This window comes from Pseudonocardia sp. DR1-2, from assembly GCF_023717215.1.
GTDB lineage: Bacteria > Actinomycetota > Actinomycetes > Mycobacteriales > Pseudonocardiaceae > Pseudonocardia > Pseudonocardia alni.
In genome coordinates this window covers 253,168-279,007 of the sequence record NZ_JAMQOF010000005.1, presented here as the reverse complement: position 1 = coordinate 279,007, position 25,840 = coordinate 253,168, and the positions used below count along the sequence as shown (strand labels likewise).

The following is a 25,840-nucleotide window of genomic DNA, read 5'->3' as shown; positions in this document are numbered from 1 at the left end:
GACCTGCCCGAACCGCCCCGCGCGGGATCGCGGACCTGCCGGCCGACGCCGCGACCCCGCGACCCGCTCAGGAGAAGAAGCGCTGGTGGAGGTCGGTCACCAGGAGCGTCAGGAACAGCGCCGAGGAGGAACCGAGCAGCACGTTCGACAGCCACCCGGACCGGCCCGCGGCGGGGATGCGCCGCGAGTTGAGCAGCAGCATCAGGGTGACCGCGAGGAACGGCATGAACACCGAGCCGAGCACCCCGTAGACCAGGGTCAGCCCGAAGGGCCGGTCGATGAACAGCAGCATCATCGGCGGGAAGGTCAGCCAGAGCAGGTAGCCGCGGAAGGGCCGCGACCGCTCGACGACGGTGGAGACGAACGTGCCCTCGCGGCTCCCGCCCGCGGCCTCGCCGTCGGCCGCGACGGTCGCCGTCCCGCCCACGGCGGCCTCGGTGCCGGCGGTCGCGGCGGCCTTCCCGTGCGGCAGGCGCAGCGTGCGGACCAGGTCGGCGAACAGCAGGCTCACGCCGTTCCAGACGCCGAACAGCGAGCTGGAGGTGACCGCGAGGAAGCCGACCAGGAACAGGATGCGGGCCCACTCGCCGTAGCTCGCGCCGAGCGCCTCGCCCAGGGTCAGCAGGCCGCGGTCGTTCTCGGTGAGGTCCTGGCCGAGCAGCATCGTGGAGCCGACGACGAGCATCGCGACGACGAAGACGCCGGTCATCGTGTAGCCGACGGCGTTGTCCAGGCGCATCATCGACAGCCAGCCGGTGCCCTTCCAGCCCTTCGCGAACATCCAGTACCCGTAGGCGGCCATGGTGATGGTCCCGCCGACGCCGCCGATCAGGCCGAGGACGTAGACCGTCGACCCGGCGGGCAGCGTCGGGACCAGCCCGGTCGCGAGGTCCCCGAGGTCGGGGGACACCAGCACCGCCACCGACACCACGGACACGAACTTGACCAGCACCAGCACGGTCATGAACTTCTCGAACACGTGGTAGCGCTGCGCCCACACCAGGGCCAGGCCGACGACGCCGGCGATCATCGCCCAGTAGCGCACCGACAGCCCGCCGAACAGCGCGTTGAGCGGCAGCCCGACCGCCGACATCGCGGTGGCCCCGTAGACGAAGCCCCAGATCACGATGTAGGCGGCGAAGAAGCCGGTCGCCCAGCGGCCCAGGTGCCGCCAGCCGTCGAGCAGCGTCGAGCCGGACGCGAGGTGCCAGCGCCCGACACCCTCGCCCAGCGCCAGCTTCAGGACGGTGCCGAGCACCGCTGCCCAGAGCAGTGCCGTGCCGTACTGGGCGCCCGCGACCATCGTCGCGACCAGGTCGCCCGCGCCGACGCCGGTCGCCGCGGCCAGCAGACCGGGGCCCAGGCTGCGGAACCGGGCGCGCCCGGTCGGTGGGATCAGGGGTTCGGACGGGTGTCGCTGCAGTCCGGTGGCGTCGTTGCTCATGCTCGGGCTCCTCGTTGCGCCGGAGGTGGTGACGCGACGGTAGGAGCGCGCCCGGCGCCGCCCGGCGGTTCTTAACCGGGTCTTGGGAGTCTCATCCGTGCAGCTCGCGGTACGCGGCCGCGGCCCCGGGGTGCAGCGGCACGTCGCCGGTGTCGACCAGCGCCGGCTGGTCGAGGTACTGGGTGCCCAGCGCCGAGGCGGGCACGAGGTCGGGGGCACGCTCGACGAGCAGGCGGGCCACGGCGCCGGCGTCGGCGTCCGGCAGCCGCGGCGCGGCGACCAGCAGGTTCGCCACCCCGACGGTGGCGACGGGGCCGGGTGCGCCGTACGCCCCGGCGGGGACGGCCGCCGCCGTGTAGGGGCCGGTGCCGAACCGGGCCCGCAGGGCGGGCAGGTGCTCGGCGAGGGGCAGCAGCCGGATCGCCCGGCGTGCCGCGAGCTCCCCGACGGCCGGGGTCGGCACCCCGCCGGACCAGAGGAAGCCGTCGATCCGGCCGTCGGCCAGCGACGCCGTCGCCGTCGCGAGGTCGAGCTCGCGGGTCCGGACCCGGGTGCCGGACACGGCGAGCAACCGGGCCCCGGTCAGGGCGGCGCCGGACCCGGGGGCGCCGAGCGACACCGGCCGGTCGGCGAGGTCGGCGAGCCGGGTGAAGGGCGTGTCGGCCCGCACCGCGAGCTGCAGGTAGTTCTCGTAGACGCGGCCGATCGCGCGCAGCTCCAGCGGCGCGGTGAACGGGGCGACCCCGGCCCGCGCGGCCAGCACGAGGTCGGTCAGCGCGAGCCCGACGGCCGCCCCGCCGCGGGCGACGAGCACGGCGTTGTCCCGCGACCCGCCGGTGACGACCGGGCGCAGCGCCGGTCCGGCCGCGGCGGCGACCCCGGCGAGCAGCGCGGAGAACTCGGCGTAGAACCCACCCGGCTCGCCGGCGGCCAGCGGCAGCGCGGCGTCCGGGCCGGGGGAGCACGCGGCGAGCAGCCCGAGCCCACCGAGGACCGTGCGCCGGGGGAGCCGGGCGGCCGTGTCCCCCGGGGACGCCGCCCGCGGCCCGGTCACCGCGCCTGCCCCAGGACCAGGGTGGCCAGCAACCCGCCACCCGCGGCGGGGCCCAGGTCGAGGCGCCCGCCGTGCGCCGCGGCGAGCCGGTCGGCGATCGCCAGCCCCAGCCCGGAGCTGCCACCGGCGCCGGGGGAGGCTCCCTGCCAGAACCGCTCCCGGGCCCGGCCGAGGTCGGTCCCGGCGATGCCGGGGCCGTCGTCGGCGACCGAGACCGTGACCCCGTCCGGGCCGCCCGCCCAGCGCACCCGCACCGTCGTGCCCGCCGGGGTGTGCCGGACCGCGTTGTCCAGCAGCACGTCCAGCACCTGTTCCAGGTCGGTGTCCGGCCAGTCGACGTCGACCCCGACGTCGACCCCGACGTCGACCCCGTCGTCGGTCAGGTCGTCGGGCCCGTCGTCGGGCCCCCCGTCGAGGCGGCCGGCGCGTCCGTCGAGCACGACCCCGGCGGCGTCGGCGGCCGGGCGCCACGCGTCGACCCGGCCGGCGGCGACCAGCCCGGCGTCGCACCGGGCCGGGTCCGCGGCACCGGCCGCGACCGCCGAGGCCGTCGCCTCCGCGGAGGCCAGCCCGAGCATGCCGTCGAGCAGCCGTTCCAGTCGGTCGACCTCGCCGAGCGTCGAGTCGTAGGCGGCGCGCCCGCCCGGCCCGACGTGCGGGTCCAGGCCGTCCGCGCGCAGCCGCAGCGCCGCGAGCGGGTTGCGGATCTGGTGCGAGGCGTCGGCGACCAGCCGCCGCTGCTCCTCCGCACCGGCCCGCACCGACGCCGACATCCGGTTGAACGACTCGGCGAGCGCACGCAGCTCCACCGGCCCGTCGGACACCGTGATCTGCTCCCCGGCCCGGCCCTGCGCGACGGCACCGACCCCGCGGGCCAGCGCCCCGACCGGGCGCAGCACCCAGCGGGCGAGCAGCAGCGCGATCGCGGCGAACACCGCCGCGGCGGCCAGCGCCCCGGCCAGCACGAGCACCCACGTCACGGTGACGTCGGACGCGGCCCGCGACGGGTCGGCGCGCAGCAGCACGGCGCCGTCGGCCCTGGTGCCGGTGCCGACCGGCTGCCACAGCAGCACCGGGTCCCGGTCGAACGGGGTGAGCCGGGCGGGCGCGTCGGCGGGCTGGTTGCGCAGTGCCGCGTCGAGCGCCGCGGGCACACCGGGGTCGCCGGGTCCCAGACCGGCGGACACCACGGTGCGGCGCTGCGCGTCCACGACGAGCACCCCCTCGCCGTACAGCTCGGCGTGCCGGCGGGCGCCGCGGTCCAGGTCGTCGCGCACCGTGTCGTCGCCCCCGGCCACCAGCGCGGCGAGTGCGACGAAGCGGTCCAGGTCGTCCGACCGGGTCAGCGTCCACACCTGGGCCCGCGCGGTGGCGCGCTGGTCGAGCAGGGGGGCGACGAACGCGGCCACGGTCAGCAGGGAGAACAGCGACAGCACCAGCAGCAGGCGGCGGCGCACGCCGTCACCGGCCCAGCCGGAAGCCGAACCCGCGCACCGTCGCGAGCAGCCCGGGCCGGTCGAGCTTGGCGCGCAGCGCGGCGACGTGCACGTCCAGCGACCGGGACGCGGCCATGCTCCCGTCGCCCCACACCTCCTCGAGCACCTGGCGGCGGCTCACCGCGACCCCGGGGCGGCGGGCCAGCGCGGCCAGCACCGCGAACTCCGTCGCGGTCAGCGCGGTCTCGGTGCCGCCGACGGTGACCCGCCGCGCGTCGAGGTCGACGCGCACGTCGTCCGCCTCGACCACCCCGGGGGCGGCCGTCCCGGCCGGGACCCGGCGGGCGACGGCGTCGATCCGGGCCAGCAGCTCGCGCAACCGCACCGGCTTGACCAGGTAGTCGTCGGCGCCCAGGTGCAGGCCGCGGACGACGTCGTGCTCGGCCGAGCGCGCCGTCAGGACGATCACCGGCACCGCCGAGGTCCGGCGCAGGCGGTGCAGCAGGCCCAGGCCGTCGCCGTCGGGCAGGCCCAGGTCGAGCAGCACCAGCTCGGCCTCGCCCAGCAGCTCGGCGGCCTCGGCCGCGGTGGCCGCGTGCAGCACGCCGTGCCCGCGGGCCCGCACGGCGTCGACCACCGCGCCGGCCACGCCCGCGTCGTCCTCGACCACCAGCACCCGCACAGGGCACGAGCTTGCCGCACCGCGCGGCGGTTGCAACCTCCCCGCAACCGGTGTCGTGGATCACGCGTGTGGTGTTCACTCGGCTCCGTTGCCCCGACGACCGCGGCAGGACGGCGAGCGCCGCCCCGGTCGTGGCGAACCGCTCGCAGGAGGTGCCCGTGACCACCACGCAGGAGAAGACGGCGGCACGCACGACCGCGGAGGGCTGGCTCACCGCCTTCGCCGACGCCCTGTCCGCCCGTGACATCGACCGCGCCGTCGCGCTGTTCGCCGACGAGAGCTACTGGCGCGACCTGGTCGCGTTCACCTGGAACATGAAGACCGTCGAGCACCACGACGGCGTCCGCGACCTGCTGACCCACACCCTGGACGCGACCGACCCGTCGCACTGGGAACTGTCGAAGGAGCCGACCGAGGCCGGTGGCGTCACCGACGGGTGGTTCACCTTCGAGACCGCCGTCGGGCGCGGCTCCGGGCACGTCCGCATCGTCGACGGGAAGGCGTGGACCTTCCTCACCACCCTCGACGAGCTCAAGGGGCACGAGGAGCCCCGCGGGGAGAACCGGCCGTTCGGCACCGAGCACGGCGCCAACCCGGACCGGGTCACCTGGAAGGAGCGCCGCGAGGCCGAGCTGGCCGAGCTGGGGCGCACCCGCGACCCCGAGGTCGTGATCATCGGCGGCGGCCAGGGCGGTATCGCGCTGGGCGCCCGGCTGCGCCAGCTCGGCGTCGACACGATCATCGTCGAGCGCAACGAGCGGCCCGGCGACTCGTGGCGCAAGCGCTACAAGAGCCTCGCCCTGCACGACCCGGTCTGGTACGACCACCTGCCGTACCTGAAGTTCCCGGACAACTGGCCGGTGTTCGCGCCGAAGGACAAGATCGGCGACTGGCTGGAGTTCTACACGCGGATCATGGAGCTGAACTACTGGGGCTCCACCACCGCGCGCAGCGCCGAGTTCGACGAGGCGTCCGGCCGGTGGAGCGTCGTCGTCGACAAGGCGGGCGAGCAGATCACCCTGCGCCCGCGTCAGCTGGTGATCGCGCTCGGCGTCTCCGGCAAGCCGAACATCCCCGACTTCCCGGGCAGGGAGCAGTTCCGGGGCGAGGTGCAGCACTCGTCGCAGCACCCGGGCCCGGACGCCTACCGGGGCAAGAAGGTCGTGGTCATCGGGTCGAACAACTCCGCGTTCGACATCTGCGGATCGCTGTGGGAGGTCGGCGCCGACGTCACCATGGTGCAGCGCTCGTCCACCCACATCATCAAGTCCGACACGCTGATGGAGTACGGCCTCGGGGACCTCTACTCCGAGCGCGCGGTCAAGGCGGGCGTCGACACCCACACCGCCGACATGATCTTCGCGTCGCTGCCGTACCGGATCATGCACACCTTCCAGAAGCCCGCCTACGACAAGGCCCGCGAGGTCGACGCGGACTACTACCGGCGGCTGGAGGAGGCCGGGTTCGAGCTGGACTTCGGCGACGACGACTCCGGCTTGTTCATGAAGTACCTGCGCCGGGGCTCGGGCTACTACATCGACGTCGGTGCCGCCGAGCTCGTCGCCGACGGCAAGGTGAAGCTGGTCCGCGGGCAGATGCAGGAGTTCACCGAGAAGGGTGTGCGGCTCGCCGACGGCACCGAGCTCGACGCCGACCTCGTCGTGTTCGCGACCGGCTACCGGTCGATGAACGGCCTCGCCGCCGACATCGTCGGCCAGGACGTCGCGGACAAGGTGGGCAAGGTGTGGGGCCTCGGCTCGGACACGACCAAGGACCCCGGTCCCTGGGAGGGCGAGCAGCGCAACATGTGGAAGCCCACCCAGCAGCAGAACCTGTGGTTCCACGGCGGCAACCTGCACCAGAGCCGGTTCTACTCGCTGTACCTGGCGTTGCAGCTCAAGGCGCGTGAGGCGGGCATCGACACCCCCGTCTACGCGCTGCAGGAGCGCCACCACCTCTCCTGACCGCCGAGCGGGAGAGACCTGTCCGGGACGGTCACCGCCGCACTACGGTGCGGTGGTGACCGTCCCCGACATCGCGGTGCAGGCCGCGCGGGCGCTCTGGGCCGAGCTCGAACCGGTCCACGACGTCGTGTACTTCGCCCCCGAGGCGCGGGCGGCCGCCGAGGCGGCCGGGTTCCGCGGGTTCTGGCGCGGCTACTTCGCGATGCGCGCCGCCCCGCTGGGGCCGGTGGGCGCGGCTCCGGTGACGGCCGCGTTCCACGGCTTCCACCCGTCGATGGTCGCCCGTGCGCTGCCCGGGGTCTGGTCGCTCGGGACCCCCGACGGGGCGCTCGCGGCCCGGCTCGCCGGTTCCGCCGCCGCGCTGCGCCGGTCCGGGCTCGACGGCGCCGACCCGGCCGCACTGCACCGGGCCGCGGAGCTCGCCTGGGCCGCCGCCGGGGAGGTCGACGCCGACGGCCGCGTCCTCGCCGCCGCGAACGCCGCGCTGCCCCGCCCCGACGGCGACCTCGAGGCCCTCTGGCAGGCGACGACGACGCTGCGCGAGCACCGCGGGGACGGCCACGTCGCGGTCCTGGTCGCGCGGGGTGTCGGCCCGGTCGCCGCGCACCACCTCAAGATCGCCGCCGGGGAGACCGACGGCGAGTGGCTGCGCACCGCCCGCGGCGTCGACCCGGACGCCTGGGCGGCCGGCGCGGAGGACCTGCGGGCCCGCGGCTGGGTCGACGCCACCGGCGCGCTCACCACCGCCGGCGCCGACGAGCACGACGAGATCGAACGGCTGACCGACCGGGCCGCCGCCCGCCCGTGGGCCGCCCTGGGCCCGGAACGGACCGCCGAGCTCGCCGCGCTGCTGGCGCCGATGGCCACGGCGGTACTCGCCGCCGGGGACGTGCCCGTACACGGACCGGTCGGGCTCGTCCGGGACGGCCGATGAGGACGGCCACGACGGTCGAGGCCTCCGGCGGTGACTGGCGCGAGACCGTCGAGTTCGTCGTCGAGGCCGAGAGGCTGGGCCTCGACGACTGCTGGGTCGCCGAGGCGTGGGGGTCCGACGCGCCGTCCGCGCTGGGCTACCTCGCCGCGAGAACCGGACGCATCCGGCTCGGTTCCGGGGTGATCCAGGTCGGCACCCGCTCGCCGGTCGCGATCGCCCAGGCCGCGCTGACCCTGCACGACATGTCGCAGGGCCGGTTCCTGCTCGGGCTCGGCCCGTCCGGCCCCCAGGTGATCGAGGGACTGCACGGGGTGCCGTTCGCCCGCCCGCTCACCCGGCTGCGCGAGACGATCGAGGTGGTCCGGGCCGCCTGCGCGGGGGAGCGCATCGCCTACGACGGCGAGACCGTCGCGATCCCACTGCCCGGCGGTGAGGGCCGCCCGATGCGGCTGTCGGCCACGCCGGTGCCGGACCTGCCGGTGTTCGTCGCGGCGCTGTCCCCGCGGATGCTGGAACTCACCGGGCGGGTCGCCGACGGCTGGCTGGGCACGAGCTTCGTCCCGGAGGGCGCCGACGCCTACCTCGCCCACCTCGACACCGGTCTGCGCGCCGCCGGGCGGGACCGGTCCGCGATCGAGATCTGCCAGGGCGCCGAGGTCGCCTTCGCCGCCGACGAGGCCGACCAGGCGGCGATGGTCGACGCCCGCCGCCCCGGCATCGCGTTCAGCCTCGGCGGGATGGGCACCGCCCAGCGGAACTTCTACTTCGACGCCTACCGCCGCCAGGGCTGGGGCGAGCGGGCCGACGCCGTCCGCGCCGCCTGGCAGGGCGGGGACCGGGCCGGCGCCGCGGCCCTGGTCACCGACGAGATGGTGCTGGGAACGACGCTGGTCGGCACCGAGGAACGGGTCGCCGCGCGGTTGCGGGACTGGGCCGCCGCCGGCGTCGGCACCGTCCGGCTCTACCCCGCGGGGGAGACCCTCGACGAGCGCCTCACCACCCTGGCGCGGGCCGTCGAGCTGGCCCGCGCCGCGGGGTGATCACACGTCGGCGGCGCGCTTCTCGGCGAACCGGCGCCACGCCGTCCAGCCCAGGCCGGCGAGGAGCAGCAGGTACAGCACCACGGTGATCGGGCTCGACACCAGCACCGCCGGGTCGTTGTCGGAGTTGCCCATCGCGTCGCGCAGCGAGTACTCCGCCAGCGGCCCGAGGATCACCGCGATCAGCACCGGCGCGACGGGGATGTCGTAGAGCCGCATCGCCAGCCCGAGCACACCCACCACCAGCATGATCACCAGGTCGACCTGGCTCGCCCCGGAGGCGTACACGCCGAACGCGGCGAACACCGCGATGCCCGCGTACAGGTAGGACTTCGGGACCCGCAGCAACTGCGCCCACAGCGGCGCGAACGGCAGGTTGAGGATCAGCAGCACGATCATCGCCAGGAAGAACCCGGCGAGCAGCGCCCACACGATGTCCCCGGAGCGCTCCAGCAGCAGCGGGCCCGGCTGCAGGCCGTACTGCTGGAACGCGGCGAGCAGGATCGCCGCCGTCGCGGAGGTGGGCAGGCCCAGCGCGAGGAGCGCGCCCATCGCGGTGCCCGCGGTGGCGTTGCCCGCGGCCTCCGGAGCCGCGACGCCCTCGATGGCGCCCTTCCCGAAGGTCGGCTCGGCCTTGCGCCGGTCGAGCCTGCGCTCGGTCCCGTAGGCCAGGAACGTCGGCACCTCGGCGCCACCGGCCGGGATGACACCGAACGGGACGCCGATCGCGGTGCCGCGCAGCCACGCGGGCAGCGCCTGGCGGAACTCGGCCTTCGACAGCCACCATCGGCCGGTCGGCATGACGGCCCTGGTCTCCTCGGCCCGGCCGACCTTCGCGGCCTGGCTGAACACCTCGCCCAGCGCCAGCAGCGACACCGTGATCACGACGATGGAGACGCCGTCGAGCAGCGGGGAGAACCCGAAGGAGAACCGCGGGGTGCCGGTCGGCTGGTCGATCCCGACCAGGGCGAGGGTGAGTCCGATCGCGAGCGCGGCGACGCCGCGGATCGCGGAGTCGGCGACGACGGCGGAGATCGCGACGAAGGCGAACACGGCGAGCGCGAGGAACTCGGCGGGGCCGAAGCCGGTGGCGAGCCGGGCGAGGGTCGGGGCGAAGAACACGACGAGCGCCGAGGCGACCATGCCGCCGATGAACGCGCCGATCGCGCCGGTGGCCAGCGCCTGGGCCGCCTTGCCGCGCAGGGCCATCCGGTGACCTTCGAAGGTGCTGGCGATGGCGGTGGAGTTGCCGGGGGTGTTCATGAGGAACCCGGCGATGGAGTCGCCGAACAGGCCACCGAAGTAGATGCCGGTGAACATGATCAGCGCGCTGGTCGGTTCGAGGACGAAGGTCAGCGGCAGCAGCAGCGCCACGGCCATCGCCGAGCCCAGCCCCGGCAGGACCCCGACCGCGGTGCCCATCAGCGCACCGAGGAACACGAACAGCAGTGCGGACGGGCTGAGGATGTCGGCGAAGCCGCCGAGCAGGTTGGTCAGCTGTTCCACGGGTCTACAACCCCCCGACGAAGCCGGCGGGCAGCGAGATCCCGAGCAGCATGCTGAACACGACCTGGACCGCCGAGGACACGGCGAGCCCGCCGAGCGCCATCGCCGGCCAGCGCCGGTTGCCCAGGGCGGCGGCGACGGCGACGAACAGCCCGGTCGCGGACAGGATCCAACCCAGGTAGGGCAGGACGACGATGAACGCGGCCACGCCGCCGACCGCGGTCAGCACGGCCGGGGCGTTCACCCCGGTGTCGGCCGGCGTGTCCCCGCCTGCGGTGCCGTCGCCGGTGCCCGCCGCGGCCGGTGCCGGGGCGTCGAACTCCGGCCGTGGCCGCAGGATGTCGAACGCCAGCAGCGCGGCGACCACGTAGCACAGGATCGCGACGATCCACGGCATGGTGGTCGGGCCGAACAGGCCGCCGTCGCCGACGACCTGCATGGTCAGTGTGCCGTAGGTGAGGAAGACCCCCAGCGCGGCGAGGATCGCGGGCACGACGAGCGCGCCCCGGGACAGGTGTGCAGGACGGCCGCTCATGCCAGCCCCAGCTCCTTCAGGAGGTCGTCGATGCGGGACTGCTCGGAGACCAGGTAGCGGTCGTAGTCCTCGCCGTAGGTCTCGCTGCGCACCCAGCGGTTGCGGGTCACGGCCTCGCCCCAGGACTCGGTCCCGACCATCTCGCGGGCGATCTGCTCCAGCTCCGCGCGGGCCTCGGGGGTGATCCCGGCGGGGGCGACGAGCCCGCGCCAGTTGACGAGGTCGACCTCGGGCATGCCCAGCTCGTCCATGGTCGGGGCGTCGACGCCCTGCAGGCGTTCGGGCGCGACGACGGCCAGCACCCTCAGCTGCCCGGACTCCACCAGGTCGCGGAAGTCGTTGTAGCCGGAGATCCCGACGCCGACGGTGCCGGCCGCGGTCGACAGCAGGCTCAGCGTGAGTTCGCCGCCGCCGGGGTGCGGGGTGTAGACCATCCGCTCGACGGGGATCCCGCGGGCCTGCGCGAGCTGGGCGGCGACCATGTGGTCGATGCCGCCCGCCGAGCCGCCGCCGACCGGCAGCGCGGCCGGGTTCGCGGCCCAGGCGGTGAGCATGTCGTCGAGCGTGCGGAACGGTGACTCGGCCGGGACCGCGACGACCTCGAAGTCCTCCGCGAGCCGGGCGATCGGCGTCGTGTCCTGCAGGCTGATCGCGCTGCCGGACTGGCTGATCCCGCCGAGCATGACGGTGCCGGTGACCATCATGGTGGTCTCCTCGCCGGCGAGACCGGCGAGCTGGTTGAGGCCGATGGTCCCGGCGGCACCGGGGATGTTGACCACCTGCACGGTGTTGACGATGTTCCCGGTGCGCATGGCCTGCTGCGCCTCGCGGGCGACCAGGTCCCAGCCGCCACCGGCGGCCGCGGGGGCGATGAGGGTGAGGTTGGAGCGCGCCGCCTGTCCCTCCCCGGACCGGGCGGCGTCGGCGAAGGCGGTCACCGCGAGTGCGGTGACGAGGACGATTCCCAGGGCTGCGATGACCTGCCGTCGTGGCATGGGGGCAGACGTTGGCACACGTCCGCTCCGTCCTCCACTGTCCGGATCGGAAACTCTACGACCTCTGTGACCAGAACGAACTTTTCTCCGGTATGTCCGTTCGGCGTGGTTAGTCTCCGTCCCGTCCGCGAACGCCTGATGGGGAGCGACATGACGATCTGTGTGGCCTACGGCCCGACGCCCGAGGGCGACGCCGCCCTGGACCTGGCGGTCCGCGAGTCCCGGCTGCGGGGCGCCCCGCTGACGGTGCTGGCCACCGGACGCCAGGAGCTGTTCGACGCCGACGGCACCGGGACCCACGACCACGCCTCGCTCGAGGTGGCCATCGGGTCGCGGCTGGCCGGGCTGCGCGCCGAGGGCGACCCGACCAGCGCGGTGCGCGTCGTCGACGACGGCGGCGACCCCGCCGAGGCGATCCTCGACCTGGCCGCGCAGGAGGACGCGCAGCTGCTCGTGGTCGGGGTGAGGCGGCGCAGCCCGGTCGGCAAGCTGCTCACCGGCAGCACCGCGCAGCGGATCATCCTGGACTCCCCGATCCCGGTCCTCGTGACCCACGCGGCGCGCTCGTAGGCTCGACTTTCCCCAGGTCAGGCACGCCTCACCGGGTGTCGGGCGGATCACGAACGGGTGTGGGCGCCCCGAGGGCGGGGCACTCCCGGTACGTCCCGAACCGACATCGGAAGGAGCGGTGAGCACCATGGCCACCCCGATCACGAGCCCGCTCGACAGCGGCGCCACCGACATCACCGGCCGCGTGCTGCAGGAGACCCTCGTCGACCTCGTCGACCTGTCCCTGGTCGCCAAGCAGGCGCACTGGAACCTCGTCGGCAGGCAGTTCCGCGACGTCCACCTGCACCTCGACGAGCTCGTCGACCTGGCCCGCGAGCACGGCGACACCGTCGCCGAGCGGGCCGCCGCGATCGGTGTCGCCCCCGACGGCCGCGCGCGGACCGTCGGCCGCGACACCGGGCTGCCCGAGTACCCGGCGGGCTACGTGTCCGACTCCGACACCGTGCTCACGATCTCGGCGACCGTCGACGCCGCCGTCGACCGGCTGCGTCCGCGCATCGAGCAGGCCGGCAAGGCCGACCCGCTCACCGAGGACCTGCTCATCGAGCTGGGCCGCGCGCTGGAGGAGGCCCGCTGGATGTGGCAGGCGCAGGCCGCCGGCTACCGCGGCGAGGTCTGAGCAGCACCCGCACGACCACCGGCCCCGGGCGTCCCCACCACGACGTCCGGGGCCGTGGTGTGTCCGGGGCCGTGGAGTCCGGGGCCGGCTCAGCGCACCGCCGTGGCGGCCGCGGTGACCGTGGCCCGCCAGATCGCCATCGCCGCCCAGAGCACGAACACCCCGACCGGCAGGGGCAGGGCGTCGGGAAGGTCCGCACCGTAGGACGGCCGTAGTCCGCCGGTCCGCCACACCCGTCCGGCCTCGTTGACGGCGTCGGCCGTGGTGAGCAGGGCGAAGCGGCGCCCGATCCCCGAACCGGTGAGCCGGTAGGTCAGGTCGCCGAGCTCGACGGTCCACCGCGGGCGGGAGAGCGGCCCGTCCGGGTGGTCGACCGATCGCTGGATGTGCGCCCGGATGTCGCCCTCCAGCGCGAACCGGGCGATCCCCTCCGACCGCAGCGCGTAGGGGTGTCCGTCGATGACGAGGTCCCGGTGGGAGTGCCAGGCCCGCGCGCTCCACCCGGTGACGGCCCGGCCGTCGGCGGTGACCTCGTAGCGCACACGGAGCAGGCCCGCCGGGGTGGAGGTCGCACGCAGCTGCACCCGCCCAGCGTGCCACCGGCGCCACCGCCGCGGGAGGATCACGCGGTGAACCGTGCGGTGGTCCTCGCCTTGCTGGCCGCGTGCGCCGGGGTGGTGGACGTCTGGGCCGTGGTCGCACTGGGCGGCGCGTTCGCCGGCGTCGTCACCGGCAACCTCGTGACGGCCGGGCACGCCCTCGCCGTCGCCGAGCCGGCCCGGCTGCTGCCGCCTGCGGTCGCGGTGGCCGGGTTCGTCGTCGGCGTCGCGCTGTGGTCGCTGCTGCGACGCCGGTGGCCGACGGCGGTGTCGGTCCCGCTCGTCGCCGAGCTGGTGGTGCTCGTCGTGCTCGCGGTGGCCTGGCCGCTCGCCCCGGGCGCGACGCTCCCGCTGCTCGCCGGCGCCGCACTGGCGATGGGCGGGCAGAGCAGCGTCGCGCAGCTGCTCGGACAGTCCACGACCTACATGACCGGCACGCTGACCGGCGCCGTGTCCGACCTGGCCACCGGCGACGGGCGGCGGTGGCCGGCGCTGCGCCAGCTCGCGGCGATCGTGCTCGGCGCCGTCGCCGGCGGGCTGGCGCTGGCGCACCTGCCGGCCGTCGTCCCGGCGCTGGCGGCATTGCTGGCCGCGGCCGCGGTCGTGGTCCGTGCCGTCGGGGACCGGCGGGTGCAGGATGATCAGGTGGGGCCCTCCGCCCCGCAGGACGACGTCGTCGAAGGAGCCCCGACCGTGCCGCTGCACCCGCAGGTGGAAGCCCTCCTGAACCTCATGGCCGAACAGGGCGGGGCGCCGCCGGAGACCATGACCGTCGCGCAGAACCGCGCGATGATCCGGGAGATGGCCGCGGTGTCCGGTCCGCCCGAGCCGGTCGCGGCGGTCCGTGACGACCGCGCCGGCGACGTGCCGGTGCGCATCTACACGCCCGAGGGCACCGGCCCGTTCCCGGTCCTGGTCTTCTACCACGGCGGCGGCTGGGTGATCGGCGACCTCGACAGCCACGACCCGGTCTGCCGGTCGCTGGCCAACCGGTCCGGCGCCGTCGTCGTCGCGGTCGACTACCGGCTCGCCCCCGAGCACCGGTTCCCGGCCGCCGTCGAGGACGCCATCGCCGCCCTGGAGTGGGTGCACGCCCACGCCGCGGAGTTCGACGGCGACCCGTCCCGCATCGCCGTCGGTGGCGACTCCGCGGGCGGGAACCTCTCGGCCGTCGTCGCCCAGCACGCCCGCGACCACGGCCCCGCCCTGCGGTTCCAGCTGCTGGTCTACCCGGCCGTCGACGCCGCCGACCAGAGCCCGTCGATGACCGAGAACTCCCAGGGCCCACTGCTGACCGTCGCCTGGATGGAGTGGTTCATGGGTCACTACCTCACCGGCGACCAGGACGCCCTGGACCCGCGCATGTCCCCGGCCCGCACCACCGACCTGTCCGGGCTGCCGCCCGCGCTCGTCGTCACCGCCGAGTTCGACCCGCTCCGCGACCAGGGCGCCGCCTACGCCGCGGCGCTGAACGCCGCGGGCGTGAAGGCGGAGCTGCGCGAGTCGCCGGGCATGATCCACGGGTTCCTGCAGTTCGGTGCCGCAGTCGACGACAGCCGCGCCCTGCTCGACGAGGCGGGGGCCGCCCTGCGCGCCGCCCTGGCCTGACCCGCTGCGCCTGCACCCCGGGGTTGCCCCCAGGGGCACTTTCGTGGCTTAGAGGGCTACGAGGGTGCCCCTGGGAGCAGCCCGGTTGGGGTGGCCGGCCACGCAGCGGCGTGGGAATGCCCGTCGCAGGCCGGTCGTTGCCGATGCTCAGAAGGCCGTCCGACCCGAGGAGCACCGTGCCCCGCCTGTCCCCGCCGGTGGCGTTCGCCGCCGTCGCAGCGACGTTCGTCTGGTTCCTCGCCGCGTCGTCCGCGCCGTCCCCGCTCTACGTCGTCTACCAGGAGCGGTTCGCCTTCACCGAGTTCACGCTGACCACGGTGTTCGCGGTCTACGTCCTCGCGCTGATCGCCGCCCTGCTCGTGGCCGGGTCGCTGTCCGACCACATCGGACGCAAGCCGGTGCTGCTCGGCGCGATCGCGCTGGAGGTCGTGTCCCTGGTGCTGTTCCTGCTGGCCGACGGCGTCGGCTGGCTGCTCGTCGCGCGCGTCGTCCAGGGCGTCGCGACCGGCGCGGCGACGGCGACGCTGCCCGCGACGCTGGTCGACCTCGCCGCCCGCGGTGACCGGCCGGACCGGGCGGGCGCGATCAACGGGACCGCTCCGCTCGCCGGGCTGGCGCTCGGTGCGCTCGGCTGCGGCCTGCTCGTCGAGTACGCGCCCGCCCCGACCCGCCTGGTCTGGGCGCTGCTGCTCGCCGGCCTGGTCCTGGCCGCCGTGCTGGTCGCGCTGATCCCGGAGACGATCGACCGTCGGCCCGGGGCGCTCGCGTCGCTGCGCCCGCGGGTCGGGGTGCCGCCGCGGGTGCGGGCCGGCTTCGTCGCGATCGTGCCGATCCTGCTGGCCAGCTGGGCGCTCGGCGGGCTCTACCTGTCGCTCGGGGGCTCGGTCGTCGCGCAGGTCTTCGGGGTGCACGACCACCTGGTCGGCGGGCTCACCGTCGTCGCACTCGTCGGGACCGGCGCGGTGACGGCGTTCGCGCTGCGCGGGCGGGTGCCGTCGACGCTGCTCGTCCCGGCGGCCGGGCTGCTGGCCGTCGGCACCGTCGTCACCCTGGCCGGGGTGTTCACCGGGCTGCTCGCGCTCGCCGCCGTCGGCGCGGTCGTCGCCGGGCTCGGGTTCGGTGCGGCTGCCTACGCCACGTTCGGGACGATGTCCTCGCTCGCGGCCCCGCACGAGCGCGGTGAGCTGTTCGCCGCCCTCTACACACTGGCCTACCTGGCGTTCTCGGTGCCGGCGATGGTCGCGGGCGTCGCCGCGACGCTGGGGGAGCTGCGCCCCACGGCGCTGGTGTACGGCGGCGTCGTCGCCCTGCTGGCCGTCGTCGCGGCCGTGCTGGGCCGCCGTGTGCCGGTTCCCGCGACCGGAGAACCGGTCCCCGCGCCGACCTGCGGAGCCTGATCGGCGGACGGCGCAAGCGGTATGCGTTACTCCGTCCGTCGGTGAACGCGGGCAGGCGACCACTCGTCGCGTACTCCGCGGTGGGCGGGTGTCACGGGTTGTGACCGATGGTCTCGGCGTGGTTACGGTGTCGGCCGCTCCGGGTCCTCCCCGCACTCCGGCCCGGGCGGCACCTGCTCCCCGAGGTAGAGGAACGACCATGGCTGGACGACACCGCAAACCCACCGAGACCGGCCGGAAGGTCGCCCGGATCAGCGCGTTCGCCGCGATGGCGGCCGCCCCGCTGGGCGTCGCCGGGACCGCCTCGGCGGCCGAGTCGACCTCGTCGGCCCCGTCGGCCCCGTCGGTCGAGCGCTCGGCCACCTGGGAGAAGCTCGCGCACTGCGAGAGCACCGGCAACTGGGACGCCGACACCGGCAACGGCTTCAAGGGCGGCCTGCAGTTCACGCCGTCGACCTGGAAGGAGTTCGGCGGCAGGCAGTACGCGCCGAGCGCCGAGCAGGCCACCAAGGCCCAGCAGATCGAGATCGCGAAGAAGGTGCAGGGCGAGCAGGGCTGGAAGGCCTGGCCCGCCTGCACCAAGAAGCTCGGCTGGCGCTGACGCGCCACACTGGCGGCATGGATCTGGACGCGGTACGGCGGATCGTCGCCGAGGACTCCGGGCTGTGCACCGTGGCGGTCGTACGCGCCGACGGCCGCCCGCACACCTCGCTGGTCAACGCCGGTGTGCTCGACCACCCCGTCACCGGCGCCCCGGTGGCCACCTACGTCACCTACGGCCCCGTCAAGCTGACGGCGTTGCGTGCGCGACCCGCGACGTCGCTGCACTGGCGGGCCGGGTGGCGGTGGGCGGCCGTCGAGGGCAGCTCCGAGATCATCGGGCCGGACGACCCGCGGGACGGCGTCGACGTGCCGCAGCTCCTCCGGGACGTGTTCGTCGCGTGCGGCGGGACCCACGACGACTGGGCCGAGTACGACCGGGTGATGGCCGAGCAGCGGCGGGCCGCGGTGCTCGTGGCACCGGAGCGGGTGGTCGGGAACTACTGATCAGTGGCCTTGAGGAAACTCTGCTCGACGCCGCGCAGAGGAGCCGTGATCAGATCGGCGGCTTGATCGCTGTAGAGGGTCCATGCCGGTAGGCGGACGGCGTGCGTCAAGCGACTCCGGGCGAGGACCCGGCGCAGGTGCGCGCCGTTCGCTGACGTCGTGGTACTGGGACCTACCAACACCGCGCGCCCGTCGGGCAGCAATCCGTCCACGGTATGACCGTTGACCGTCGCTCCGATCCGTACGCCCTGTCCCGCCACCGTGGTCAGAACTCCGTAGAGACGGTCGGCGAGATCGTCGTCGAGGCCGAGCCGAACCGAGCCTGCGGATGTGGTTGACGTCCGGGAGGCGTCCAGCAGCTCGGCCCCGACCCCGCCGCGTTCGCCCCACAGCTCTGCGTCGCCGACCACCACGAGCTGGGACCGTGCCCGAGTGATCGCGACGTTCCACAGCTCGGGTCTCTGGTCGATCCAGTCGAATCGGCGGGGTGCCTCGTTGCTGGCGGCGACGAGGGAGAACACCATGACGTCGCACTCACCGCCCTGGAAGCTGTGGGCGGTTCCCACCCGGACCCGGCCACCGAACCGGGTGCAGCGCGCGGCGATGAGATCCGCCTGCGCCTTGTAGGGGGTGACGACACCGATCGTCGCTGGTCCCGGTAGTCCGTCGAACAGCTCGGTGAGCACCGTCATGACCTCAGCGGCCTCGGCCTCGTTGCGCCACGAACCTCCTGACGGACCGCGCGTGGCACGCCCTGTCACCTGGCGCCATCGCACTGCCGCGTCGGTCGACGCGATCCGATTCGCGGCTGCAGGGTCGGTCAGGACCGTCAGCCTTCCCTGGTAGAAGAGCCGGTTCACCACCCCGGCGATGTCCGGATGGCACCGGTAGTGCTCGTCGAGGAAGATCGTCTGTGCAGCCCGCTGTTCGGCGGCGGCGAATGCGGAGTGACGGATCGGGGAGAGCCGGTTCTCCGACAGCCAGCGACGTGGCACCGTCCAGCGTCGTCGGAGCTCGGCGTCCGTTCCGGCATCCACCTTCGTGATGTGTCCGAGCTGCATCGGATCGCCGATGATCACAGCACGGCGGGCCCGGTACAACAGCGGGACGATCGACGGGATCGTGCACTGGCTGGCCTCGTCGATCACCACGAGATCGAAGAGGTTCGGGCCGAGCGGGAACTGCCGTGCGGCCAGACTGGTGGACGCCCACGCGGACAGATAGGGCAGTGTCCGCCGGAACTCGCCCCAGTCGGAGTTTCTCGACGCCGTCGCCCGCTGCAACTCCTGGATCTGTCGGTGCCCGTCGAGACCCCGCTGGGCCACCAGGTCGTGGATCAGCGCCTCTGCTCTCGCTGTGCGCAGGCGTTCGCTCTCGTCGAGTTCGCGGACCAGGGTCGGATCAGCGGTCTCGGCGAGCACGTCCCGGAGCCTCGTCCGGTCCCGGTTGTAGGCGCCCCACTGTGCAAGAGCGGCGCAGATGCTTCGGGTCTCGTCAGAGGGCGTTTCGAGCGGACCACCGTCCGCGGGGAACGCGCCGAACTCGCGCAGAAAGCGTCGGCGCCGCCAGGTGCCGAACCACCGTGCCCGGGCGAGCGCCTTGGCCCGTTCGGCCCATCCGGGCGCGGCGCTGCGAGCCCATGGGCCCGGATCCCATCCCAGCTGTTCCTGGGCCGTGACACAGGAGCGCTCAGCGGCCAGGAGCGCTTTCTCGTGTCGAGCGACCGTGTCCAATGAGCTGCGCACTGCTCGCCACTGCTGCTCGGCGGCGCGCAGAGCCCGGTACCGAGTCTCGACGACCGGCTCGGTCGCGGGGGCCCGGAGCAGCCCGGCGACGATCTCTTGCTCCTGCCTGCGTGCACGGGTGCTTCCGGTCCGTACGACGAGACCGGGTTTGATGCGGTTGCACCGCTCGGTGACCTCGTCAACCGCCTTGTTGTTCGTCGACGCGACCAGGACACTCTGGCCCGCAGCGACCGCGGTGGCCACCGTGTTCGCGATGAGCTGGCTCTTACCTGTCCCCGGAGGGCCGGTGGCAACGGTGAGGCGGCGGGTCATCGCGCTGCGGATGACCTGTTCCTGGGCATCGTTACTGGGGAGCGGACTCACGATCTCGGCGTCCTGGGCGGGTCCGTTCTCCGGCGAAGCGCCCGGGTGCAAGGCAGCGAGCGAAGTCCCGGCGATCGACGTCGGCTGTCGGAGAATGTCGGCGTAGTCTTTGAGTAGCTTGGCCGTGGCAGGCGCTCCGGGAAGCCCGAACAGGATCGCCGCGTTGCGGGCTCCTTCACCGGGGGTAGCGACGTCGACCGTGCCGGCCAGGTGCTCTGGTCGGAGCTGTTCGAGCGACGGAAGACCGAAGGACCGCCGGAGCAGGTCGTCCGCTTCTGCGGCCATGCGTGCCGATTCACCGGCGTGCCACTGAGGGCGGTAGGACCAGCGAAGACGGTCCGCCTCGTCGTCTTCCAGCCACGCCGTGACCAGGCCCGGGTGGAGAACGACGTCTCCGGTAGGTCGAAGACGCAGCGAGGAGTCGTCGTCGACGACCTCGACCCGGCGCATCAACAGCGGTGCGCACAGCGATCGAGGACCAGGGTCCGCGCGCGGACTCGAACGATGCAGGACAACGGTCGGCCAACCCGCCCACAAGGTGAGCCCATGGTCGCCCCGAGTGGCAGCGACCAGCGTCTCGGCCAGCTCGGGGACGGGGATCGTCCCGTCCCTGTCCACGTCTCCCCGCAGCACGCGCTCGGAGCCGGCGATGTCGACGTAGCAGTCCCCTCCCACCGGCATCAGCTCCGGTTGGTCTGTCTCGGCCCGGACGACGTCGGCGTAGTAGGCGAGCAGTGCCGGCCAGTCCGGGACGGTGGTCGCATCGTCATCGGACTCGACGATCGTGGGAGCGGGGCGAGCACCTCGCCCGGGTCCGGCCGCCGGATCGTCGGCTGCGGTACGGCCCGAGGGCCGACTGGCGATGACGATCGACCCCACGACCTGGCTGGACGACTTCACGGGCGTCTGGGGCGGTTCCAGGCCGAGCATCCGGTGATGTACGGCATCGGCGAGGTCGTCGACAGAGACGAACCCACCGCCGGTCGTTCCCGCGGCGCCGGTGCGAAGGATGTCCACGACCGCGCCGGTGAACACCGAGGGAGTCGGCGAATCATCGGGGCCGACCGGCCCGGAGAAGGAGTACTGGTCGACATCCGACGAGGCGAGGACGTAGACACCGCGAGGGCGGACCGGAGCCATGTGGAGACGGGGTGGCACGGACGACCCCTTGACCGGACGGGTGCGGAACCCGGCCGTGAAGCCGCCGCTCTGGCAGGTGTCGAACAATGCGACCTTCTGTGCGGGGTAACCGTCCTCAAGGCAGCCGTTGACGAATCCTGCGGACACCCCGGTGGCTGTGATGTCGTCGGGGTCGGTGTCGGCAGCGACGAAGGTGAACTCACCACCGTTGTCGAGCACGCCATGGCCGGACACATAGAGGAGGAGCAGCTCGTCGTCCACGCCGTCCTGGCAGAACGTCGCGATCGTCGCGCGCATGCGCTCGGCGTCGAGATCACCGACAACGGTGACGTCGAACCCGCCGATCGTGCGGTCGCGCAGTACCGATGCCAGTTGCTCCCGGTCGGCTCGCGCCGACGGCAGGCCGGACCATCGGTTGTCGCGGTACAGCTCGTTCCCGATCACCAGAGCACGCCGGCGCAGACCGCCGCTCATGGACGTTCGCCCGCCTCGGGGGCGTCACCGGTGGGACGGTCCTCCGAGGCGTGCTCGAAGAACCTGTCGATCAGAGCTCGGTCCTCCGGGCCAGGACTGCCGGTGAACGTCAGGGACCGGTCACCTTCGGTGACCGTGACGGAGATGCGCCGGTCGCGAGCGCACCAGGCACCGAGCGCGGATTTCAGAACCTCCGCGGCGGGCGGGAGGTACCACTTCCCGACCACTGCCAGCGTGCCCGCCACGCCGACGAGCTCCGCAGCACCCTTGGCTCCGTCGGGTGGGGCCGGCAGGCGGGGCTCACGAGCGGACAGACCTGCCTCGACGAATGCCGGGTCCCTGGACAGAACACCGAGAAGCTCTTCCGCCGATCGAGCTCGTCGACGCGGATCAGACCCGGCATTCACCATGATCGTCAGCTCGCGAGCGCTCACGCGCACCCTCCATGCTCTCCGTGATGGCAACGCCACCGTTCGTATACATCCGACGACGCGAGGGGTACCGCCGCTCGGGGCACGAGGTGCGGGGTGCTCCACAGTGCACGCTCAGCGAGCTGGGTCCGATCCGCACTTTCTTCGGAATCCCCGATCGTGATGCGGTCGTGCAATGGCCGTGGCTCGGGCAGGATGACCGCACGAAGGGCGTAACGACGTGGCGGCGCGCGTCGACCCTGAGGGTGGGCACGACGAGCACGGGGGCACGACTGCAGTGGCGAAGCTGAGCACGATCCTGGACCAGATCGACGCGGGGTCGATGCTCCTGCCGGAGTTCCAGAGGGGGTACGTCTGGAACCGTGACCAGGTACGTGGTCTGATGCGCTCGCTGTACCTCGGCTACCCCGTCGGCGCGCTGTTGGTCTGGGAGACCGAAGGCGATGCCCAACCCGTGCGCGGGGGCGGCTCGACCGCGGGCCAGAAGCAGCTGCTCCTTGACGGGCAGCAGCGCGTCACCACTCTCTATGGTCTGATCCGAGGCCAGGCCCCGTCGTTCTTCGAAGGGGACCAGGCCGCGTTCACGGGGCTGCGGTTCAACGTCGATGACGAGACCTTCCAGTTCCACGCGCCAATCAAGATGAAGGACGATCCACGCTGGGTCGACGTCACGGCGCTGTTCCGATCCGGAATCGGTGCAGTGGCGCAGTCATTGAACGAGCACCCGGAGACCGGGCCGCGCTTCTACACCGAATTCCTCCCGCGGCTGCAGAAGCTGATCAACATCTCCGACCGCGAGTTCCACATCGAGCAGATCACCGGTGCGGACAAGACGGTCGACGTCGTCGTCGACATCTTCAACCGGGTCAACTCCGGTGGCACGAAGCTGTCCAAGGGGGACCTGGCGCTCGCCCGGATCTGTTCGGAGTGGGCCGACGCACGCCCGACGATGCGCCGCAACCTCGATCGGTGGGCGGAGCAGGGCTTCCGCTTCAACGCCGACTGGCTGCTGCGCAACACCAACGCCGTCGCGACCGGCCGCGCCCCTTTCTCCGCCCTGGAGAACGTCGCCGCGTCCGAGTTCCAGGACGCCCTGACCCACACGCTCCACCACGTCGACCACGTGCTCTACCTGATCGGGACGAGGCTCGGCGTCGACCACGACCGGGTCCTGTTCGGACGCTACGCCGTCCCGGTCATCACCCGGCACCTGCACAACCGTGGTGGCCGGTTCACCGACGGGGCGGAGGCCGACAAGGCGCTCTACTGGTACGTCCACGCCGCACTGCGCGGCCGGTTCGCCGCCTCGGCGGAGACTGCGCTGGCCAAGGACCTGGAGACCGTCGACGCCGGGGGCGTCGACGCCGTGATCGCCGCGCTCAGTCGATCCCGTAAGGGCAACATGCGCATCGACGCGCAGGACTTCGAGGGCGTCGGGCGGGGTGCTCGGTCCTACCCGCTCCTGTACCTGCTGACACGGGTCCGCGACGGCCTCGACCTGGTGACCGGCACCGTCCTGGGCTCGGACAGCGCGGCCATCGAGGTCCATGAGATCTTCCCCAAGGCGACGCTCGTCAAGGCCGGCTACTCCCGGGCGGAGATCAATGCGATCGCTAACTTCGCGTTCGTCTCCCCGGCGTCGGAAACTCACCTGTCGGGTGCCGAGCCGGAGGCGTACCTGGCGTCGCTCCCGGAGGCCGCACGGCGGTCGCAGTGGATCCCCGAGGACCCGTCCCTGTGGCGCGTCGAGCGTTACCGGGAGTTCCTGGTGGCCCGCCGGGAGCTGCTGGGGCAGGCCGCGACCGGCCTGATGGACGACCTGCTCACCGGCAGGATGCCCTGGAATCGCGAGTTGCACGCCGTCGAGGTCCGGGAGGAGGCGCCGGTCTCGGACCCCCGCCGCGTGCAGCTCGACTCGCTGGTCGTCGAGCTCACGGAGCTCGGGTTCGCGTCGCCGGAGCGGGACGCCGAGATCGCCGACGACGAGACCGGCCGCGTCCTTACCGTGGCCGAGCTGTACTGGCAGCGGGGTTTGCAGCCCGGGCTGGGACATCCGGTGGTGCTCGAGCTGGATCCCGACGAAGCGGACCTCGCTCGCCTGGCCGAGCTCGGTTACGACGTGTTCACCACCGTCGACGCCCTGCGCGGCTATGTGCACCGGCTGGGCGAGGAGGCGGCAGGCGAGGTGGCCGAGGCCGCCGAGCCCGTGGAGTTCGAGGTCCCGGCGGACGGAGAGTTCGACCGCGCCGTCTTCGCGACCATGGATGCCTGCCGAACCGAGCTCGGCTACGACCCCCGCTACTTCCGGGAGATGGTGCTGCAGCACGGAGCGGTCGGTGCGGTCCGACGACTGCTCGCATCCACTACCCCTAGTGACGGGTTCGTCCGGTTGTGGGAGGCCGGGCGCCTGGACCTGACGGTCGAGGCGATGGCCGTCGACCCGCGTTTCGCCGCTCTTTTCGGCGAGCGCGAGCGTGACATCGCGCAGCGGCGTCTCGATGCTTCTCGACAGGGTGTCGACCAGACGGTCTAGTCGCACTGGCCATACGGTCGTTCGATACTGTCTCCTGCCTACTCATGGCAGGGATCTGTTGCAGGGAGTGAGTGCGTGGGTCAGGGCACCGAGAGTCTTGCCAGCCAGGTGAACGCGCTGCTGGAGGGCAGGCTCGTCATCCCCTCGATCCAGCGGGGCTATGTCTGGCGACGTCCGCAGGTGCCGTACCTGCTCGACTCGCTCTACCGGGGTTACCCGGTCGGGGCGCTGTTGATCTGGAGGACGCAGCTGCAGGTCCCACTGCGCACCGCGGCGGTGCTGCAGAACACCCCTGTCTACGACCACCCTGCGATGCTCCTCGACGGGCAGCAGCGGCTCACGTCGCTCGCGAAGCTCATTCGACCCACGGCTGTGGCCGCTGGGCCGAGCCTGGACGTCCGGTTCGATCTCCGGGAGCAGACCTTTCTCAATCCGAGCGCCGTACAGCGCAAGGATCCCCTCCTGGTTCCCGTCACCGACGTTCTGCAGGAGTCCCCGCAGTTCGCAGCGATCCTTCGCCGGGCGGGCGTCGATCCCGACCACGCGGACTTCGACATGTACTACGCCCGGCTGAAGCGAGTGCACGACATCCGCAAGTACCCGACTCCGATCCTCACCGTCGAGTCCAACGACTACGAGGAAGTCGCAGAGATTTTCGCGCGCGTCAACCAGGGCGGTCGTCGCCTCTCGAAGGGCGATCTGGTGTTCAGCGCGATCGCAGCACGCTGGCCGGAAGGGCTCGACACCATCGATCAGTTCTACGAGGAGCTGGACTCGCAGAACTTTGCACTCGACCGTGAGGCGATCCTCCGCCTCACCGGTCTGCTCGCCGGCGTCGGTGCCCATGCGATCAAGCTGATCGCTCCGACTGTGAATGGCGATGACCTCAAGCAAGCGTGGTCCGAGACCGAGCGAGCTCTCCGATTCGCCGTCGATTTCCTCAAGGGCGAGTGCGGCGTGCCGCGGTCTGCCGCACTGACCTCGCCCAACGTCGCCATCGTTCCTGCTCTCCTCCTGCATCAGCGCAACGGCTCCCTCAGCCCGGATGAGGCGGCAGGTCTTCGGCGGTGGGTCTACACCGCTATGGCGTTCAGCCACTACTCCAGTCAGGTCGAGACCAAACTCGACGCCGAAGCCAGGGTCGTCCAGAGCGAGCGCGGTCAGCGGCTCGTCGATGAACTCATCCGACGTGCCTCCGGACCCCGCTCGGTCGACAGCCCGATCTCGCCTGACGACCTGGAGCGTCGCGGTGCAAGCTCGTCCTTCTTCACCTTGCTCTACATCGCTGCGTTGCGGGCGGGGGTGAAGGACTGGAAGTCACAGATCGCGATGAGCGCTCAGCCCATGACGTCGACGAGCAAGATCGAGTACCACCACGTATTCCCCAAGGCCAAGGTGTCGCGCAAGTACGGTGCCGAGGCCACGAACAGCCTGGCGAACCTCGCGTTCATCTCGGGGAAGACCAATCGCGAGATCGGCGCGAAGGATCCTGCGGTGTACCTGTCGGCGATCCATGAGGAGCGGCTCGTCGAGCAGTGGGTGCCCGGACCTGACACGTGGCGAGTCGACCGCTTCCCGGACTTCCTCGCCGCACGCCGGGAACTTCTGGCAGGCGTCCTCAACGACATGCTGGGTTTGCCGCCCTACGTACGGGGCGCGGCACGTGGCGCCGACGACGAGGTCCCCGAGGACGATGTCCAGCTGGCCGAGCAGGAGGTCTGACG

The 25,840-nt window shown here is 72.8% G+C and carries 21 protein-coding genes and 1 pseudogene; 12 read left to right on the top strand and 10 right to left on the bottom strand.

What is annotated here, in order from left to right; all coding sequences use genetic code 11:
• Positions 1–67 precede the first annotated feature (67 nt).
• The 4 genes from ND486_RS17010 to ND486_RS16995 all read right to left on the bottom strand — a co-directional run bounded on the left by ND486_RS17010 (position 68) and on the right by ND486_RS16995 (position 4,616).
• Positions 68–1,444: an Nramp family divalent metal transporter gene (locus ND486_RS17010; protein ID WP_251785108.1), complete on the bottom strand. Its 1,377-nt coding sequence runs from the start codon at positions 1,442–1,444 to the stop codon at positions 68–70.
• 91 nt (positions 1,445–1,535) lie between these two features.
• Entirely contained in the window at positions 1,536–2,498 is a 963-nt protein-coding gene (locus tag ND486_RS17005) for a TAXI family TRAP transporter solute-binding subunit (RefSeq protein WP_251785107.1), read from the bottom strand.
• Positions 2,495–3,955, bottom strand: a complete 1,461-nt coding sequence (locus ND486_RS17000; RefSeq protein ID WP_251785106.1) for a HAMP domain-containing sensor histidine kinase — start codon at positions 3,953–3,955, stop codon at positions 2,495–2,497. The genes ND486_RS17005 and ND486_RS17000 overlap by 4 nt, the downstream gene beginning before the upstream one ends.
• 4 nt (positions 3,956–3,959) lie before the next feature.
• Positions 3,960–4,616 (bottom strand): response regulator transcription factor, encoded by a 657-nt coding sequence (locus ND486_RS16995; protein ID WP_208821864.1) that lies wholly within the window; start codon positions 4,614–4,616, stop codon positions 3,960–3,962.
• Between the two features lie 158 nt (positions 4,617–4,774).
• Between ND486_RS16995 and ND486_RS16990 the strand changes: the two genes are divergently transcribed.
• The 3 genes from ND486_RS16990 to ND486_RS16980 are packed head-to-tail and all read left to right on the top strand — an operon-like array spanning position 4,775 to position 8,554.
• Positions 4,775–6,580 carry an NAD(P)/FAD-dependent oxidoreductase gene (locus tag ND486_RS16990; RefSeq protein WP_251785105.1) on the top strand — a complete coding sequence of 602 codons (1,806 nt, stop codon included), beginning with the start codon at positions 4,775–4,777 and terminating at the stop codon, positions 6,578–6,580.
• A 55-nt stretch (positions 6,581–6,635) separates the two neighbouring features.
• Complete coding sequence (locus ND486_RS16985) at positions 6,636–7,514, top strand: hypothetical protein (RefSeq protein ID WP_251785104.1); 879 nt, start codon at positions 6,636–6,638, stop codon at positions 7,512–7,514.
• On the top strand, positions 7,511–8,554 hold the full coding sequence (locus tag ND486_RS16980) for an LLM class flavin-dependent oxidoreductase (protein ID WP_251785103.1): 1,044 nt from the start codon (positions 7,511–7,513) through the stop codon (positions 8,552–8,554). The genes ND486_RS16985 and ND486_RS16980 overlap by 4 nt, the downstream gene beginning before the upstream one ends.
• Here the strand turns inward: ND486_RS16980 and ND486_RS16975 are convergent, their stop codons facing one another.
• From ND486_RS16975 to ND486_RS16965, 3 genes are read right to left on the bottom strand one after another with little or no spacing between them, the layout of a single operon-like run.
• Positions 8,555–10,060, bottom strand: coding sequence for a tripartite tricarboxylate transporter permease (locus tag ND486_RS16975; protein ID WP_226357785.1), 1,506 nt, complete (start codon positions 10,058–10,060; stop codon positions 8,555–8,557).
• A 4-nt stretch (positions 10,061–10,064) separates the two neighbouring features.
• Positions 10,065–10,595 carry a tripartite tricarboxylate transporter TctB family protein gene (locus ND486_RS16970; protein ID WP_251785102.1) on the bottom strand — a complete coding sequence of 177 codons (531 nt, stop codon included), beginning with the start codon at positions 10,593–10,595 and terminating at the stop codon, positions 10,065–10,067.
• Positions 10,592–11,590: a tripartite tricarboxylate transporter substrate binding protein gene (locus ND486_RS16965; RefSeq protein ID WP_251785101.1), complete on the bottom strand. Its 999-nt coding sequence runs from the start codon at positions 11,588–11,590 to the stop codon at positions 10,592–10,594. The genes ND486_RS16970 and ND486_RS16965 overlap by 4 nt, the downstream gene beginning before the upstream one ends.
• Positions 11,591–11,740: 150 nt before the next feature.
• On the opposite strand from ND486_RS16965, the gene ND486_RS16960 reads away from it, so the two are divergent.
• Together ND486_RS16960 and ND486_RS16955 are read left to right on the top strand one after the other, a co-directional pair.
• On the top strand, positions 11,741–12,160 hold the full coding sequence (locus tag ND486_RS16960) for a universal stress protein (protein WP_062403334.1): 420 nt from the start codon (positions 11,741–11,743) through the stop codon (positions 12,158–12,160).
• A 127-nt stretch (positions 12,161–12,287) separates the two neighbouring features.
• Positions 12,288–12,779, top strand: coding sequence for a Dps family protein (locus ND486_RS16955; RefSeq protein ID WP_251785100.1), 492 nt, complete (start codon positions 12,288–12,290; stop codon positions 12,777–12,779).
• Positions 12,780–12,868: 89 nt separating this feature from the next.
• Here the strand turns inward: ND486_RS16955 and ND486_RS16950 are convergent, their stop codons facing one another.
• On the bottom strand, positions 12,869–13,363 hold the full coding sequence (locus ND486_RS16950; protein ID WP_161152389.1) for a hypothetical protein: 495 nt from the start codon (positions 13,361–13,363) through the stop codon (positions 12,869–12,871).
• Between ND486_RS16950 and ND486_RS30050 the strand changes: the two are divergent.
• From ND486_RS30050 to ND486_RS16930, 5 genes and pseudogenes are all read left to right on the top strand, one after another.
• Positions 13,253–13,972 (top strand): annotated as a pseudogene (locus ND486_RS30050) (DUF1275 family protein); the annotation flags it as partial. The gene ND486_RS16950 and the pseudogene ND486_RS30050 sit on opposite strands and share 111 nt — an antisense overlap.
• Positions 13,973–14,110: 138 nt before the next feature.
• Complete coding sequence (locus ND486_RS30045; RefSeq protein WP_374231433.1) at positions 14,111–14,986, top strand: alpha/beta hydrolase; 876 nt, start codon at positions 14,111–14,113, stop codon at positions 14,984–14,986.
• Between the two features lie 176 nt (positions 14,987–15,162).
• Positions 15,163–16,383 carry an MFS transporter gene (locus tag ND486_RS16940; RefSeq protein WP_251785098.1) on the top strand — a complete coding sequence of 407 codons (1,221 nt, stop codon included), beginning with the start codon at positions 15,163–15,165 and terminating at the stop codon, positions 16,381–16,383.
• Between the two features lie 199 nt (positions 16,384–16,582).
• Positions 16,583–16,984: a transglycosylase family protein gene (locus tag ND486_RS16935; protein WP_251785097.1), complete on the top strand. Its 402-nt coding sequence runs from the start codon at positions 16,583–16,585 to the stop codon at positions 16,982–16,984.
• Between the two features lie 17 nt (positions 16,985–17,001).
• Positions 17,002–17,430, top strand: a complete 429-nt coding sequence (locus ND486_RS16930; RefSeq protein WP_251785096.1) for a pyridoxamine 5'-phosphate oxidase family protein — start codon at positions 17,002–17,004, stop codon at positions 17,428–17,430.
• On the opposite strand, the gene ND486_RS16925 is transcribed toward ND486_RS16930, so the two are convergent.
• Positions 17,424–21,152, bottom strand: a complete 3,729-nt coding sequence (locus tag ND486_RS16925; protein ID WP_251785095.1) for an AAA domain-containing protein — start codon at positions 21,150–21,152, stop codon at positions 17,424–17,426. The two genes, ND486_RS16930 and ND486_RS16925, sit on opposite strands and share 7 nt — an antisense overlap.
• On the bottom strand, positions 21,149–21,586 hold the full coding sequence (locus tag ND486_RS16920; protein ID WP_251785094.1) for a hypothetical protein: 438 nt from the start codon (positions 21,584–21,586) through the stop codon (positions 21,149–21,151). The genes ND486_RS16925 and ND486_RS16920 overlap by 4 nt, the downstream gene beginning before the upstream one ends.
• Positions 21,587–21,860: 274 nt before the next feature.
• On the opposite strand from ND486_RS16920, the gene ND486_RS16915 reads away from it, so the two are divergent.
• Both ND486_RS16915 and ND486_RS16910 read left to right on the top strand, forming a co-directional pair.
• Positions 21,861–24,116: a DUF262 domain-containing protein gene (locus ND486_RS16915; RefSeq protein ID WP_251785093.1), complete on the top strand. Its 2,256-nt coding sequence runs from the start codon at positions 21,861–21,863 to the stop codon at positions 24,114–24,116.
• Between the two features lie 75 nt (positions 24,117–24,191).
• Positions 24,192–25,838 carry a DUF262 domain-containing protein gene (locus ND486_RS16910; RefSeq protein ID WP_251785092.1) on the top strand — a complete coding sequence of 549 codons (1,647 nt, stop codon included), beginning with the start codon at positions 24,192–24,194 and terminating at the stop codon, positions 25,836–25,838.
• The last annotated feature ends 2 nt before the right edge of the window (positions 25,839–25,840 follow it).

Coding starts and splice junctions, on each gene's coding strand:
- ND486_RS16960 (WP_062403334.1), top strand. CDS start 11,741: ATGACGATCTGTGTGGCCTACGGCCCGACGCCCGAGGGCGACGCCGCC.
- ND486_RS16925 (WP_251785095.1), bottom strand. CDS start 21,152: ATGAGCGGCGGTCTGCGCCGGCGTGCTCTGGTGATCGGGAACGAGCTG.
- ND486_RS16935 (WP_251785097.1), top strand. CDS start 16,583: ATGGCTGGACGACACCGCAAACCCACCGAGACCGGCCGGAAGGTCGCC.
- ND486_RS30045 (WP_374231433.1), top strand. CDS start 14,111: ATGGCCGAACAGGGCGGGGCGCCGCCGGAGACCATGACCGTCGCGCAG.
- ND486_RS16965 (WP_251785101.1), bottom strand. CDS start 11,590: ATGCCACGACGGCAGGTCATCGCAGCCCTGGGAATCGTCCTCGTCACC.
- ND486_RS16970 (WP_251785102.1), bottom strand. CDS start 10,595: ATGAGCGGCCGTCCTGCACACCTGTCCCGGGGCGCGCTCGTCGTGCCC.
- ND486_RS17010 (WP_251785108.1), bottom strand. CDS start 1,444: ATGAGCAACGACGCCACCGGACTGCAGCGACACCCGTCCGAACCCCTG.
- ND486_RS16980 (WP_251785103.1), top strand. CDS start 7,511: ATGAGGACGGCCACGACGGTCGAGGCCTCCGGCGGTGACTGGCGCGAG.
- ND486_RS16930 (WP_251785096.1), top strand. CDS start 17,002: ATGGATCTGGACGCGGTACGGCGGATCGTCGCCGAGGACTCCGGGCTG.
- ND486_RS16955 (WP_251785100.1), top strand. CDS start 12,288: ATGGCCACCCCGATCACGAGCCCGCTCGACAGCGGCGCCACCGACATC.